At 55.5% G+C, this 12,645-nt stretch carries 14 protein-coding genes, 1 tRNA gene and 1 pseudogene; 7 read left to right on the top strand and 9 right to left on the bottom strand.

What is annotated here, in order from left to right; all coding sequences use genetic code 11:
- Nucleotides 1-27 precede the first annotated feature (27 nt).
- From dusA to G7G_RS0113750, 3 genes are all read right to left on the bottom strand, one after another.
- Nucleotides 28-1,047 carry a tRNA dihydrouridine(20/20a) synthase DusA gene (gene dusA / locus G7G_RS0113760; protein WP_010442013.1) on the bottom strand — a complete coding sequence of 340 codons (1,020 nt, stop codon included), beginning with the start codon at nt 1,045-1,047 and terminating at the stop codon, nt 28-30.
- Nucleotides 1,048-1,136: 89 nt separating this feature from the next.
- Nucleotides 1,137-1,213, bottom strand: a tRNA-His gene (locus tag G7G_RS0113755).
- 47 nt (nt 1,214-1,260) lie between these two features.
- Nucleotides 1,261-1,743: a GNAT family N-acetyltransferase gene (locus tag G7G_RS0113750; protein ID WP_010442012.1), complete on the bottom strand. Its 483-nt coding sequence runs from the start codon at nt 1,741-1,743 to the stop codon at nt 1,261-1,263.
- 78 nt (nt 1,744-1,821) lie between these two features.
- Here G7G_RS0113750 and G7G_RS0113745 point away from each other — a divergent pair, with 78 nt between their 5' ends.
- A complete protein-coding gene (locus G7G_RS0113745; protein ID WP_010442011.1) occupies nt 1,822-2,010 on the top strand; it encodes a DUF6324 family protein in 189 nt (62 codons plus the stop codon).
- On the opposite strand, the gene G7G_RS0113740 is transcribed toward G7G_RS0113745, so the two are convergent.
- Nucleotides 2,007-2,438, bottom strand: coding sequence for an MmcB family DNA repair protein (locus G7G_RS0113740; protein WP_029621999.1), 432 nt, complete (start codon nt 2,436-2,438; stop codon nt 2,007-2,009). The two genes, G7G_RS0113745 and G7G_RS0113740, sit on opposite strands and share 4 nt — an antisense overlap.
- 102 nt (nt 2,439-2,540) lie before the next feature.
- On the opposite strand from G7G_RS0113740, the gene G7G_RS0113735 reads away from it, so the two are divergent.
- Entirely contained in the window at nt 2,541-2,861 is a 321-nt protein-coding gene (locus tag G7G_RS0113735) for an ArsR/SmtB family transcription factor (protein ID WP_010442009.1), read from the top strand.
- Entirely contained in the window at nt 2,858-3,283 is a 426-nt protein-coding gene (locus tag G7G_RS0113730; protein ID WP_010442008.1) for an SRPBCC family protein, read from the top strand. The genes G7G_RS0113735 and G7G_RS0113730 overlap by 4 nt, the downstream gene beginning before the upstream one ends.
- A 216-nt stretch (nt 3,284-3,499) precedes the next feature.
- Here G7G_RS0113730 and G7G_RS0113725 read toward each other — a convergent pair whose 3' ends face one another.
- The 4 genes and pseudogenes from G7G_RS0113725 to ribB all read right to left on the bottom strand — a co-directional run bounded on the left by G7G_RS0113725 (nt 3,500) and on the right by ribB (nt 6,018).
- Nucleotides 3,500-3,805 carry a hypothetical protein gene (locus G7G_RS0113725; protein WP_010442007.1) on the bottom strand — a complete coding sequence of 102 codons (306 nt, stop codon included), beginning with the start codon at nt 3,803-3,805 and terminating at the stop codon, nt 3,500-3,502.
- Between the two features lie 59 nt (nt 3,806-3,864).
- Nucleotides 3,865-4,347 (bottom strand): transcription antitermination factor NusB, encoded by a 483-nt coding sequence (nusB, locus tag G7G_RS0113720; RefSeq protein ID WP_010442006.1) that lies wholly within the window; start codon nt 4,345-4,347, stop codon nt 3,865-3,867.
- Nucleotides 4,344-4,895 (bottom strand): 6,7-dimethyl-8-ribityllumazine synthase, encoded by a 552-nt coding sequence (locus tag G7G_RS0113715; RefSeq protein ID WP_010442005.1) that lies wholly within the window; start codon nt 4,893-4,895, stop codon nt 4,344-4,346. The genes nusB and G7G_RS0113715 overlap by 4 nt, the downstream gene beginning before the upstream one ends.
- 2 nt (nt 4,896-4,897) lie before the next feature.
- Nucleotides 4,898-6,018, bottom strand: a pseudogene (gene ribB, locus G7G_RS23040) (3,4-dihydroxy-2-butanone-4-phosphate synthase).
- Nucleotides 6,019-6,612: 594 nt separating this feature from the next.
- Here ribB and G7G_RS0113705 point away from each other — a divergent pair.
- Nucleotides 6,613-7,401: a phosphatase PAP2 family protein gene (locus G7G_RS0113705; RefSeq protein ID WP_238528800.1), complete on the top strand. Its 789-nt coding sequence runs from the start codon at nt 6,613-6,615 to the stop codon at nt 7,399-7,401.
- 3 nt (nt 7,402-7,404) lie between these two features.
- Here the strand turns inward: G7G_RS0113705 and G7G_RS0113700 are convergent, their stop codons facing one another.
- Nucleotides 7,405-7,992, bottom strand: coding sequence for a riboflavin synthase (locus tag G7G_RS0113700; RefSeq protein ID WP_010442003.1), 588 nt, complete (start codon nt 7,990-7,992; stop codon nt 7,405-7,407).
- Between the two features lie 141 nt (nt 7,993-8,133).
- Between G7G_RS0113700 and G7G_RS0113695 the strand changes: the two genes are divergently transcribed.
- The 3 genes from G7G_RS0113695 (at nt 8,134) to G7G_RS0113685 (ending at nt 12,644) form a co-directional block, all read left to right on the top strand.
- Entirely contained in the window at nt 8,134-9,432 is a 1,299-nt protein-coding gene (locus tag G7G_RS0113695; protein WP_010442002.1) for a capsule biosynthesis protein, read from the top strand.
- An 80-nt stretch (nt 9,433-9,512) separates the two neighbouring features.
- Entirely contained in the window at nt 9,513-10,643 is a 1,131-nt protein-coding gene (locus tag G7G_RS0113690; protein WP_029621996.1) for a polysaccharide biosynthesis/export family protein, read from the top strand.
- Nucleotides 10,644-10,646: 3 nt separating this feature from the next.
- Complete coding sequence (locus tag G7G_RS0113685; RefSeq protein WP_010442000.1) at nt 10,647-12,644, top strand: capsular polysaccharide biosynthesis protein; 1,998 nt, start codon at nt 10,647-10,649, stop codon at nt 12,642-12,644.
- The last annotated feature ends 1 nt before the right edge of the window (nt 12,645 follow it).

The following is a 12,645-nucleotide window of genomic DNA, read 5'->3' as shown; positions in this document are numbered from 1 at the left end:
ATCCCTCCAAATCGGCCAAGGGCCGTGTCAAACCACCTGCTCTACCGATGCATTCGACACAATCGAATCCAGAGCCCGCAGGATCACCTCAGGCCCTGCATTTTCGCGCACTGCGCCCTCAGATAGCATCCGCCGCCATCCCCGCGCACCCGGACGTCCTGCAAACAGACCCAGCATATGCCGAGTGATCTGGTGCAATCGCCCACCACCGGCAAGATGCGCCTCGACATAGGGCAACATTTTTTGAACCACGTCCATCGGATCTGCAATCTGGCCGATTCCAAAAATCAGCGGATCTGCCCCGGCCAGGATATCCGTTGGCTGATGATAGGCCGCGCGCCCGATCATGACGCCATCAAGCCCAGCGTCCAGATGCTCCTGCGCCTGTACCAGCGATGTAATTCCACCGTTGATCGAAATGTGAAGGTCAGGAAAATCTGCCTTCATCTGATGAACCAGTTCGTAGTCAAGCGGAGGGATATCCCTATTTTCCTTAGGGCTTAGCCCTTGCAGCCATGCCATTCGTGCGTGGATCGTGACACGTTCACATCCCGCCGTTTTGATTTGCTCAAGGAAAACGGGCAGCACCTTTTGAGGGTCTTGCTCATCAACGCCGATCCGGCACTTTACAGTGACTTCAGCCTCCACGACCTCTCGCATTGCCGCAACACATTCCGCAACACGCTCAGGTTCGCGCATCAATACGGCGCCAAAAGTGCCCGATTGCACACGATCAGACGGGCAGCCGCAATTCAGATTGATCTCATCATACCCAGCCTCGGCCCCCATCTTGGCAGCCAGTGCCAATTCGCTTGGATCGGACCCACCCAGCTGAAGCGCGATTGGATGTTCCTGGGGGCTGTATTCAAGCAAATGAAACGCCCCACCCCGTACCAAAGCGGGTGCCGTCACCATTTCGGTGTACAACAGCGTTCGCGAACTCAGCAGGCGATGCAGATACCGACAGTGACGATCCGTCCAGTCCATCATGGGGGCGACAGAGAGGCGGGCGGCAGTGCGGGTTTCTGAAAACTTAGCGTCCGGCATGTCTCAACTACACCTCTAGAATGCGGTTTATGGCAAGCGCCGGATCACCCCCGAGACCTTATTCGGCAATCGATGCAAGTCCGGGGAAATGGTACCGCCTCCCTGGCTTGAACAGGGGACCTCTGGATCCACAATCCAGCGCTCTAACCAACTGAGCTAAGGCGGCACTCGTGAGGGGCGATTTAGCGAAGGCGTGCGAGGATTGCAAGGGGATTAAAGGCGAATTCGCCAGCTTTGTTCTACCAGATCGACACCAAAGGAATGTACCGGCTTGCTGTCTGTAAGCCGCCATCCAAACGAGCGGTAAAGCCCGCAGGCCGCAGCGTGGCTTTCATGAGTCCAAAGCGCCATTTCACGATATCCCGCGCCGCGCGCAAAGCCCATGCAGGTGGTCAAAAGACGCTTTCCGAGCCCCAGCCCGCGAGCTTCGGGCACCAGCAAAAACAAGCGCAGCTTGGCAGTGTGGTTGTCCTGCGTGACACAGAATATACTTCCAAGTCGCTTACCTGCGCGCTCGGCAATCCAACCGCATTCGCGTTCCGAGTTACTATTGGCAATAAAATCCTCAAGAATTCGCGCCACCAGTGGGGCGAAAGTCTCGTCGAACCCCTCATCGCGGCCATACAGCGTACCGTGACGTTCCACCAGCCACGCGGTGTCATCTGGACGAAAGGGTCTAAGGTTGATGTCATCCATTCCCTATCTGACCCTATAGCCCGCTTGATTCTCAACCCGTTGCACGCTAGCACCAAGACTGAATTCCCGGAGGCACAAATGGGCATCAACACCGAACGCGAAATCGAAGCGAATCTGCAGATCGGCCCCACCGATCAGGGTATGGTGCGTCTGTTTATTGAAGGTTCCGGTATTGAGATTCCGATGGATTTTGACCCGGAAGAGGCCGAAGAAATCGCCGAGGAAATCCGCGCCGCTGCTCAGGCAGCGCGGGCAGTCAGCAGTTAAAGTCGCGGATCACGCAGCGTATGCAGCCTGCGGGCTGCGTCTACAGCAAATTTCTGGATCATCTTCTTTCTTCGCGCCGGAGCCACTTTGCTTTCCGGGCTCATTCGGATGATCTCGGCATCATATGCGTCTGCAATAATCAACCCAGTGTCTTCAGGCAGCAAATCGGTCGGAAAGTCAGTATCTACCGCCCAAAAGAATCGATCACACCATTCCAGATAGCCCTGCCACTTAGAGTCTGACTGATAGTCAGCACGACTGGATTTGCACTCGATCACCCACAGCTCGCCCTTTGGGCCCAAGCCCATTACATCGACGCGCAGACCCCGTGCCGGTACAAATTCCTCAATTGAAACATAGCCATGGGTTAACAAATGTCGCGAAACACCGCGTGCCAGTTTTTGTCCAGGTTGTAGATCGAGTGTCATATCTAAAATGTGAACAATTAGTGAACAAAAATCAAGCTCTTGACATGATACCATTTGGTATCTCATTAATATAGTACCTAATGGTATCATATGGAGTGTACCATGGACCCGAAGATTCAAAACGCGTTCCGGGCGCTTGCTGACCCTACCCGTCGGGACATTGTGCAGATGTTGGCGGCCAAGGACATGACGATCGCACAACTCACCGAACGCTTCGACATGACAAGGGCGGCGGTCAAAAAACACCTGACTGTTCTGTCAGATGGCGGTCTGATTACGGTCGAAGCAAAGGGCCGTGAACGCATTAATCGGCTTGAACCCAAGGGGATAGCCCCTGTTCTGGACTGGCTCAGCTATTTTGATCGGTTCTGGGACGACCGCCTTTCGAACTTACAAGAAGCGATAGAGAGGAATAAAAAGTGACCAATGCCGTATTGCAAAAGACCATATTCTTGCGGGCCGAGCCCGAAACTGTTTGGGCTTACCTAACCGAACCCGACCGTCTGGCAGAATGGTTCCACAAACCCGAACGACCTTTGGCAGCGGGTAATAAGCTTGAGATGTTCGGGACGACCAGCGGTGATCTTCTGATCTGGGGTGAAGTGCGTGAGGCGCGCCGCCCGGAATATCTGGAATACACATTCACCGTCAAACCAATGGGTAAAGCCGTGAGCGTGGTCAAATGGACCTTGGAACCGGTCCCGGGCGGTACACGCCTTGGCTTGTTGCACGAAGGGCTACCACAAGGGGTCGACGCCTTTGGCCTGATCCTTGCACTGGACAATGGCTGGGACGAACATTTCGGTAAGATGCGCACAGCACTGCACGAAACTGTTGATGCATAACCCCTTGTGCGAACCCGCTTCACGCCCTACTTAAGCGCTTGGCGGGTTCTGCCCTTCTCGTGCACGGCAGCATTCCGGTGGCCTTAAGCAATTCCGAGGGAGCTGGCTCTGTTCAGGTCCTGGCCTGATTATCTGGCGCCCACCTGTATACACAGGTCCTCGGGAATCAAAGCCCCACGGTTGACTGGTGGTCCCGCCACATTTTTCCTTTTCAGATCAATGATCTGGTCGCACTTCCTGCTTCACGACTGCAGGTCGGAAATTGTGGGCAACAGCTGATCCACCGTGCGGCCCCTGGGTGTTATCTGCCATGCTCATGATCTTGTAGGCGAACTGAACCCCTGCGAATACGATCCCGTTCATAAACCAGATCATCACCAATGCGATCAGTCCGATCTCTGACCCTGTAATCAGGTGGCGCAGGTTGGCAACGTTCATCGCCAGAAGCACACCGACAAAAACAGCCGAGATGACAAAGCCCCATGCAACTTGAGTGATATAAAGTCGGACCAGTTTGGGCATGGTGAACCTCCTTGCGCTCTGGTTTTCAGGCTAGTGCATATCTGGTCCGGGTAAAGGTGTCAGAACGCCTCGGGCTGAGCCTCGCGCGCCATATGATCCAGCACAGCGTTGACGAATTTGGGTTCTTTCCCTTCGGGGAAGAATGCACGGGCCACGTCGACAAACTCAGTGATGACGACTTTGGGCGGTGTGTTACTTTGGGTCAGTTCCGCTCCGGCGGCTCGAAACAGGGCGCGCAGGGTCGGATCGATGCGGGCTATGGGCCATTTCGCCACCAGCGCGCGGTCGGTCATCTGGTCGATGGGGGCCTGATAGTTCACGGCGTCATCCACCAGTTTGCGGAAGACGCTGATATCGCCATCCAGCATTTCTTCGCCTTCATAGACGGCGCCAAAACGGTGATCCAGAAACTCGGTTACGACTGCTTCAGTCGTCTGACCCGATTGCTCCATCTGGAATAGCGCCTGCACGGCATAGAGGCGTGCGGCGGATTTCATCAGGCGTTTCTGGTTGGCCGGTTTCGGCGCGTCTGTCTTGGTCATGCGATTGTGGATCCGTTGCTGTCGCCCGCCACAAGGATGGACTCGGACGGCGGCTTAAAGCCCACGCCCTTTTTGGAAGAGCCCCACTTACGGCTGAGCGCGATCAGATGCAAGGCCGCAGCGGCGGCTCCGCCGCCTTTATTCATCTTTTCAGGATTTGCGCGAACTTCGGCCTGATCGTCATTCTCGACCGTCAGAATACCATTGCCGATGCACAGGCCCTGCAGGCCCATCAGTTGGATGGCACGACTCGAGTCGTTGCAGACTGTTTCATAATGCGTGGTCTCGCCGCGAATGACGCAGCCCAGCGCGACATAGCCGTCAAAATTGCACTGACGGTCGGCCATGGCGATAGCGGTCGGAATTTCCAACGCACCGGGAACTTCGACAACCTCGCAGGTACCGCCAGCCGCCTCGATCTCGGCTTTGGCACCCGCAATCAGGTTGTCGGCAATCGCGCGGTAGAACGGAGCCGCCACAATTAGCAACTTCACCGGTTTATCGAATGTCGGTGTCGGCAGGATACCATGTTTGTCTTGTTCAGCCATTTTCAGTCTTCCTTGAGGATCGAGCGGGTTCCGACAATGGACAGCCCAAAGGCGTCGAGCCCCAGATATACAGTTTCGGGTGAATCAGTCAGCAACACCAGTTCCTGAACACCCATCTTGGATAGAATCTGCGCACCCAGGCCGGTTTGCTTGATAGTCCGCGGACCTTCATCTTCGGCAGCATAGAGAGAATTGCGGGGCTGGCGGAACAGGCAAACCACCCCCTCCCCTCTGCGGCTATCTTCTCCATCGCGCGAGGCAGCTCTCGCGAGGATTTCGGGCCGAGCCCCAGAATATCGGGTGCTTCATGCAAAGCATGGGTCCGAGTCAGGACCGGCTCGGGCGTTGTGATGTCGCCCTTGATCATCACAACATGTTCGATGCCATGGGTTTGATCGGTAAAAATCCGCATCTCCCAGTCGCCACCGTATTCCGAGGTCACCGTCTCACGCGAGGTTTCGACGACCAAATTATCATTACGCGAGCGATAGCTGATCAGGTCGCTGATTGTCCCGATCTTCAAGTCATGCTCTTTGGCGAACTCAACCAGATCGGGCAGACGCGCCATGGTGCCGTCGGGGTTCATGATCTCACAGATCACTCCCGCTGGCTTCAACCCAGCCAGACGCGAGATATCCACTGCCGCCTCGGTATGACCCGCGCGCACAAGCACCCCACCGCGCTTGGCACGCAACGGGAACACATGGCCCGGCGTCGCAATATGCGCCATCGTGTTTTGCTCGTTGATCGCGGTTGCGACGGTCAACGCGCGGTCAGCGGCTGAGATTCCAGTGGAAACCCCCTCGCGCGCCTCAATTGAAACGGTGAACGCCGTCTCGTGACGTGATGAGTTGTTAACGGCCATCATCGGCAGCCCCAGATGATCAATCCGTTCGGCTGTCATGGGCAGACAAATCAGCCCGCGCCCATGGGTGGCCATGAAGTTGATGGCATTCGCATCGGCAAATTCTGCAGCAATTACGAGGTCGCCCTCATTCTCGCGATCTTCGTGATCGACAAGAATGTACATCCGGCCTTTGCGGGCCTCTTCGATGATGTCCTCGATCGGGCTAATCGCCTCGCGCAACTGGGCCTCAACCGGTCCGGGGGTTTCAAAGCTCATGGGGTAAGCCTTTCGCATGGCAGGTTTGCTGGCGAAATAGACCACGTGCGCGTCAATGACCAGCCCGTATGCGCTCCGGTTTGTGCGATCCGCCCCTGGCATCGGAATGTGCAACAAGTAGTTCAATCTGAGACGGGCGTAAAAAACTGGCCACGGCGGGTGTAAATACCCCTGTTTCGATACGCCGATATTGTTGCCATTTTCTGAACCTTTGAGGTGCAAATGTGGGCTTTGTCCACAAATTGCCGCAATCAAGCCCTCGGAATGCCCGATATCAAAGGCACCTAAAACTCAACAATTCCCTAGTGTGTCGAGATATCGAGCCCAGTGTCCAAGACCGCCTATCTCCCTGCTTCTAATGCAGTTCTGATAAATTCCCTTTGGCGTAACAGGCTGTTATTGTTACTGGTTGCGCTGCAAATCGCATGCGCCATCGCCGTCAGCCTATATGTGGGCCGGTCATTTTGGGATTCCTCGACCCCCATCCTTTTAGGAATATCGCTCCGTCTGCTTTGCTTTATGTTCGCAAATTTCATCCTCTGGAGGCTTGGTGTTGCGATTTTTGTGGTCAAACCGAAAAAGCCAATTCATTGGATGTTGCAAGACCTGCGGACCAAACTGACAGACGTCGAAAAAGCACCCGACGTTTTGATCTGCTTCGTCAGCATCGTCGCTCTGATCGTAACCTACACATTTTTGAAGAACGAGATTCACTCGTTGAATCCCTCTCTTTGGGACACACAGTTTGCGCAATGGGACAGGTTCCTACACGGCGGTGTCGATCCCTGGACTTTGCTAAGGCCCGTCCTTGGGTCGCCAGTGATTACAACAGCTTTGAATGCGGCCTATCATATCTGGTTTCCGATGCTTTATATCGCCGTCTGTGTGGCCTGCCTAGATCGCCGTGATCCAATTCGTAGCACGGTATTCCTGGTCGCCTTTGTGCTGTGCTGGTTTGTCGGGGGTAACGTGATCGCGACGGTCTTTGCATCTGTCGGTCCTGTTTATTATGAACCCTTCAATCTGGGCACGGATTTCGTTCCGCAGATGGAATTGCTGCGTCAATCACATGAAATCAGCCCGGTTTGGGCGCTGAAAGTGCAAAGCACGCTGCTGGATGGCTTTCAAAATTCGGGGCTCGCACGAGGTATCTCTGCTATGCCTAGTATGCATGTCGCTTCAAGCGCGCTCCTGGCGCTGTATGGGTTCACTTATTCGCGGTGGCTGGGCTGGGGGCTGACGGTGTTTACCTTTGTCATCCTGTTGGGATCGGTACATCTTGCGTGGCATTACGCCATTGATGGATATGCCTCGATCCTGTTGGTCCTTTTCTTCTGGTGGCTGGCCAAAAGGCTCACGGCACGGTTCGGGCCGGGAACCTGAGGTTCAGGACATCTCGGCCAGACGGGCCACGTATCTGGCCAGAGTATCGATCTCAAGATTCACCTTGTCACCAACCGCAACATCACCCCATGTCGTGACCTCTTTGGTATGCGGGATGAAGTTGATACCGAAGTCACATCCCTCAACATCGTTGACCGTCAAAGACGTGCCGTTCAGCGCTACCGATCCTTTTGGCGCGATAAACCGAGCAAGATCAACGGGTGCGCGCAAAGTCACACGCGTGCTATCGCCCTCGTCAGCTACCGCAATCACTTCGGCTACGCCATCAACATGGCCCGAGACGATATGCCCCCCCAGTTCATCCCCGACTTTCAAGGCGCGTTCCAGATTTACCCGCGTGCCGACCTGCCAGTGATCCAGATTGGTCTTCGAAACCGTTTCGGCGCTGATCTGAACATCGTACCAGTCGTCCCCCAGCGCGATAACGGTCAGACACACGCCATCGCTTGCGATCGAAGCACCCATATCGATCCCTGCTGTGTCATAGCTGGTCCTGATCCTTGCCCGTAGGTCACCCTGCTGGTCAAGTTCGGCAACGGTGCCAATATCGGTGACGATCCCTGTAAACATTTCATCAACCCCAAGAGCCTAAATTCAATAATCGAGGTAAAGGCACCCAGCCCGACGAACAAGCCCTGCCTTGCCCAGAAACCAACAAAGAGGCATAATTTCATCCAAACGTACCACTAATATTCCTTGCGAGCAGACTATATGGCATCTTCAACCACCTGCCCTGACCGGCGTGTGTTCCTGTTCCTGCAAGGTCCCCATGGCCCATTCTTCAATGCACTAGGTGGTATGCTGCGCGCGGCCGGAGCCAAAGTCATCCGTGTTGGATTCAACGCGGGCGATCAGGCGTTTTGGAGCGACACGACCAGCTTTATTCCCTATCTGGGGAATCCCGACGATTGGCCAGCTACATTCACCGACATAGTTACACTCAATGGTGTCACTGATATCGTACTCTATGGTGATACCCGGCCTATCCATGCAAATGCGGTTCGAATTGCGAAATCACGCGGCATTACTATCCATGTTTTCGAAGAGGGATATCTGCGCCCCTGGTGGGTGACGTATGAGCGCAATGGCTCGAACGGAAACTCGCGTTTGATGGAGCTTGATGTGGAAGAGATGCAGACGGCATTGGCGCAGTCTGAGGGTCAAACCCCTCCGCCGCCCTCGCATTGGGGGGATATGCGCCAGCACATTTTCTACGGCGCGCTTTACCATTGGTTCGTGATGTTCATGAACCGGCGCTATCGAAATTTCCAGCCTCACCGCGAGCTACCGGTCGCCAAAGAGTTTCAGTTGTATTTCAAGCGCCTGGCACTGATGCCAATCCACAGATTACAGCGAAGATGGGCAACGACTCGGGTCAGGCGGGGGGGCTTTCCCTATCACCTTGTCCTGTTGCAACTGGGTCATGACAGCTCGGTGCAATCCCATTCGGATTATTCCTGCATGAGCGAGTTTCTTAGCCAGGTGATTGACGGTTTTGCCAAGGGCGCCCCTGCGCACCACCACCTCGTCATCAAAGAGCATCCGCTGGAAAACCATCGTGAACCACTTCGGCACATGGCCCAGCGCATGGCCGAAAAACTCGATATCACTGATCGCATTCACTATGTCCCGGGTGGTAAGTTGGCAAAACTTCTCGATGAAGCAAGATCAGCAGTAACCGTGAATTCAACTGCAGGCCAACAAGCCCTGTGGCGCGGCATTCCCCTGCGCAGTTTCGGACGGTCGGTATATGACAAGCCACAGTTTGTTTCCCGGCAGCCAATCGAGGCTTTTTTTGCTCGCCCCAATGCTCCGGACAGCAAAGCCTACCGGGACTATCGACAATTTCTTCTCAATACCAGTCAGATTCCGGGTGGCTTCTATTCCCGAAAAGGACGTCGACAATTATTGCGCCGCGCCGCAGATATGATGCTTATGAAACAGGGTCCATATCAGTCGGCACTGGAAGACAACGAGGCCGCAACGCCACAGTTGCATCTTGTTAAGTAACTTGAATCAACCCGTTGCTGGATGTTTGGCATTGAAACGAGTAACCTGCCCAAAACAAAGACGACTGAGGTAAATCGGCAGTGCAGCGTTTTCCTACCCGATGGATACGGGGGGCTTCCTTTGTGGTGGTCCTTGGTTTGCTGGCAGCGTGTCAGCTTCCGAAATCCGGACCGAACAAAACAGAAATCCTGGCCGGTTCTGTCGAAAACGGCGGCAACGCCTTTGTTGTCGAGGTCGACGACCGCGTGGCACGTGCCGCCTCTGCGGTTCCGCAATACGGGTTTTCACAATCTTTTCGCAGCGCCCAAAGCATTGCGTCTGATACTGTGCGTCCCGGCGATGTTCTAAATCTTAGCATCTGGGAGAATGTCGACGACGGGTTGCTGACTTCAGAAGCTGGTGGTGCGACCAATCTGGATCAGGTTCAGGTCGACAATGACGGATATATTTTCGTTCCCTACGCTGGTCGGCTGCGTGCGGCGGGCAATACCCCCGAGCAATTGCGCACCCTGATTTCCAGCAAACTGGAAGAGCAAACGCCGGATCCACAGGTTCAGGTTACGCGCACGCCGGGCAATGGGTCGACTGTTTCCTTGACCGGGACCATCGGTGCACCGGGTATTTACCCGATCGAGCGCCCGACGGGAACCTTGTCGACCATGCTCGCACAAGCGGGAGGCGTCGCAGTTGCATCGGATATTGCTTTGGTTACCGTGATCCGCGGAAATCAAAAGGGAACGATCTGGTACAACGATCTGTTCCGCAATCCGGAAACCGACATCGCATTGCGCGGCGGCGATCGCATTCTGGTTGAACAGGATAGCCGCTCGTATATTGCACTGGGTTCGACTGGGCAGTCCCGCGTGGCGTTCGAAAGTCAGGATTTATCGGCTCTCGAAGCTCTGGCACAAGTCGGGGGCCTTCAGTCGCTGTCGTCAGACCCCACCGGGATTTTCATTCTGCGCGACGAACGGCAGGACATTGCACGTAGCGTTATGGGGCGCCCTGAGCTGACGGGTGATCAACGCATGATCTACCTGTTGAACCTGACCGCACCCAACGGCTTGTTTGTTGCACGTGATTTTGTGATCCGCGACGATGACACGATCTATGTCACCGAAGCCCCATATGCACAGTGGAGCAAATCAATCTCGCTGATCGCCGGAGGACTGACGCCATTTGCGAATGTAGCGACACTTACAGGAAACTAGCGGATGTTTCCTGAACCGGAGAGCACGGCCGGGGGCGAACGCTCCCGGCTATTTGTTTACAACGGTGGTTTCCTGACACAACGGCGTGTGCGCCGGATCCTGTCTTTGTCCGGGTATGACATTCGGCTTGGTCTGCCCCAACACGAAGATCTTGTTGGGGTCTGGGGCAACAGCCCAACTGCTCATCGCGGCTTGACCATAGCGCGGAAACGCGATGTGCCCATCTTACGGGTCGAAGATGCGTTCCTGAGATCTCTGCAACCCGGACGCAGCGGCGAGGCTTCGCTGGGATTGCTGCTTGACCGTGCAGGTCTACATTTTGATCCTACTACGCAATCCGATCTGGAAACCCTGCTTACGACACATCCGCTGGATGACACTGCCCTGCTGGATCGCGCGCGCGGCGCGATTGCGCGCCTACGCGAATTGCACCTCAGCAAATACTCTGCCTACGATCTTGACCAACCACCCCCTGAACCCGGCTACGTTCTGGTGATTGATCAGACCCAGGGAGATGCGGCCGTTACTGCGAGCCACGGCGACTATGCGCGGTTCCGCGAGATGCTGGTCATTGCACAAGAGGAAAACCCAGGCGCACGCGTCATCATCAAAAGCCATCCCGAAACGACCGCTGGTCATCGGAAAGGGTATTTTTCTGATCAAGATCTGAGTGACCGCGTGTCCATTCTGCACCGCCCGATAAGCCCTTGGTCACTGTTGGAAGGCGCTATCGGTGTTTATACTCTGTCGTCACAGATGGGATTTGAAGCCATTCTGGCGGGACATAAACCCCGAGTGTTCGGGCAACCGTTTTACTCAGGGTGGGGGCTGACACAGGACGACATCTCCCTCCCCCGTCGACAACGCAACCTCACGCGGGCGCAGCTTTTTGCTGCAACAATGATCCTGTATCCGCGCTGGTACGACCCATATCAAGACTGCTTGTGCGAATTGGAAACCGTGATCGATACACTCGAGGCGCAGACCCGCGCTTGGAGACAGGATCACAAAGGTTGGACTGCATCGGGTATGCGGGTGTGGAAGCGGCGGCGCCTGCAGCGCATTTTCGGTCAACACGGTAAGTTGCGTTTTACATCCGAGCAGCCAAAAGATACCACACATCCCCATATGGCCTGGGCGAGCCAAGCGCGTGATACCTTGAGCGCAACACGCGTCGAGGATGGCTTTCTACGCTCGTGTGGATTGGGTGCGGAATTGGTGCCGCCGCTTTCGCTTGTGACCGATGATATCGGTATTTACTACGACCCGACCCACCCCAGCCGGCTAGAGGAATGGATCACTGCGCGCGAGACGTTGCGACCGGACCAGAGGCTCCGATCAGAACGGCTGATAGCCCGGTTACTCTCTGACGGCCTGAGCAAGTACAACGTCGGTAGTCCTGCCCCGGACCTGCCGAAAGGCCATCGCATTCTGGTGCCGGGGCAGGTAGAAGATGACGCCTCGATCAGACTGGGTACAAGCAATATTCGCAACAACCTCGACCTGCTGCGTGTAACGCGCGAGGCCAACCCTGATGCTGTTCTAATTTACAAACCTCACCCGGATGTCGAAGCCGGACTACGAGAAGGCAAAATCGAATCAAATTTGGCTGACATTGTGGTCAAGCGCACCGACCCCGCCACCCTGATGTCTCAGGTAGACGAGGTTTGGACTATGACCTCTCTGCTGGGGTTCGAAGCTTTGCTGCGCGGCGTCAAGGTCACGACGCTAGGCGCGCCATTCTATGCTGGGTGGGGGTTGACGACAGATTTGGGGGCGGTGCCTGCTCGTCGCGGCGCGCAGCCTTCATTGATGGGCTTGGTACATGCAACCCTGATCGACTACCCGCGATACTTTGATCCCGTGACCGGGCAGGCTTGCCCAGTCGAGATCGCGGTTGAGCGGCTTGCGCACGGCGCACCAACGGCGACAGGACCTATGAACCGCCTTCTGTCCAAGCTACAAGGAATGATGGCAACGCATGCGCGTTGGTGGCGCTGAG

Source organism: Ruegeria conchae (genome assembly GCF_000192475.1).
Classification (GTDB): domain Bacteria; phylum Pseudomonadota; class Alphaproteobacteria; order Rhodobacterales; family Rhodobacteraceae; genus Ruegeria; species Ruegeria conchae.
This window is presented reverse-complemented; position numbering and strand designations above follow the sequence as displayed.

Excerpts from the sequence above, each read along its gene's own strand:
- dusA (WP_010442013.1), bottom strand. The coding sequence starts at position 1,047 with ATGCCGGACGCTAAGTTTTCAGAAACCCGCACTGCCGCCCGCCTCTCT.
- G7G_RS0113750 (WP_010442012.1), bottom strand. The coding sequence starts at position 1,743 with ATGGATGACATCAACCTTAGACCCTTTCGTCCAGATGACACCGCGTGG.
- G7G_RS0113745 (WP_010442011.1), top strand. The coding sequence starts at position 1,822 with ATGGGCATCAACACCGAACGCGAAATCGAAGCGAATCTGCAGATCGGC.
- G7G_RS0113740 (WP_029621999.1), bottom strand. The coding sequence starts at position 2,438 with ATGACACTCGATCTACAACCTGGACAAAAACTGGCACGCGGTGTTTCG.
- G7G_RS0113735 (WP_010442009.1), top strand. The coding sequence starts at position 2,541 with ATGGACCCGAAGATTCAAAACGCGTTCCGGGCGCTTGCTGACCCTACC.
- G7G_RS0113725 (WP_010442007.1), bottom strand. The coding sequence starts at position 3,805 with ATGCCCAAACTGGTCCGACTTTATATCACTCAAGTTGCATGGGGCTTT.
- nusB (WP_010442006.1), bottom strand. The coding sequence starts at position 4,347 with ATGACCAAGACAGACGCGCCGAAACCGGCCAACCAGAAACGCCTGATG.
- G7G_RS0113715 (WP_010442005.1), bottom strand. The coding sequence starts at position 4,895 with ATGGCTGAACAAGACAAACATGGTATCCTGCCGACACCGACATTCGAT.
- G7G_RS0113705 (WP_238528800.1), top strand. The coding sequence starts at position 6,613 with ATGTTGCAAGACCTGCGGACCAAACTGACAGACGTCGAAAAAGCACCC.
- G7G_RS0113700 (WP_010442003.1), bottom strand. The coding sequence starts at position 7,992 with ATGTTTACAGGGATCGTCACCGATATTGGCACCGTTGCCGAACTTGAC.
- G7G_RS0113695 (WP_010442002.1), top strand. The coding sequence starts at position 8,134 with ATGGCATCTTCAACCACCTGCCCTGACCGGCGTGTGTTCCTGTTCCTG.
- G7G_RS0113685 (WP_010442000.1), top strand. The coding sequence starts at position 10,647 with ATGTTTCCTGAACCGGAGAGCACGGCCGGGGGCGAACGCTCCCGGCTA.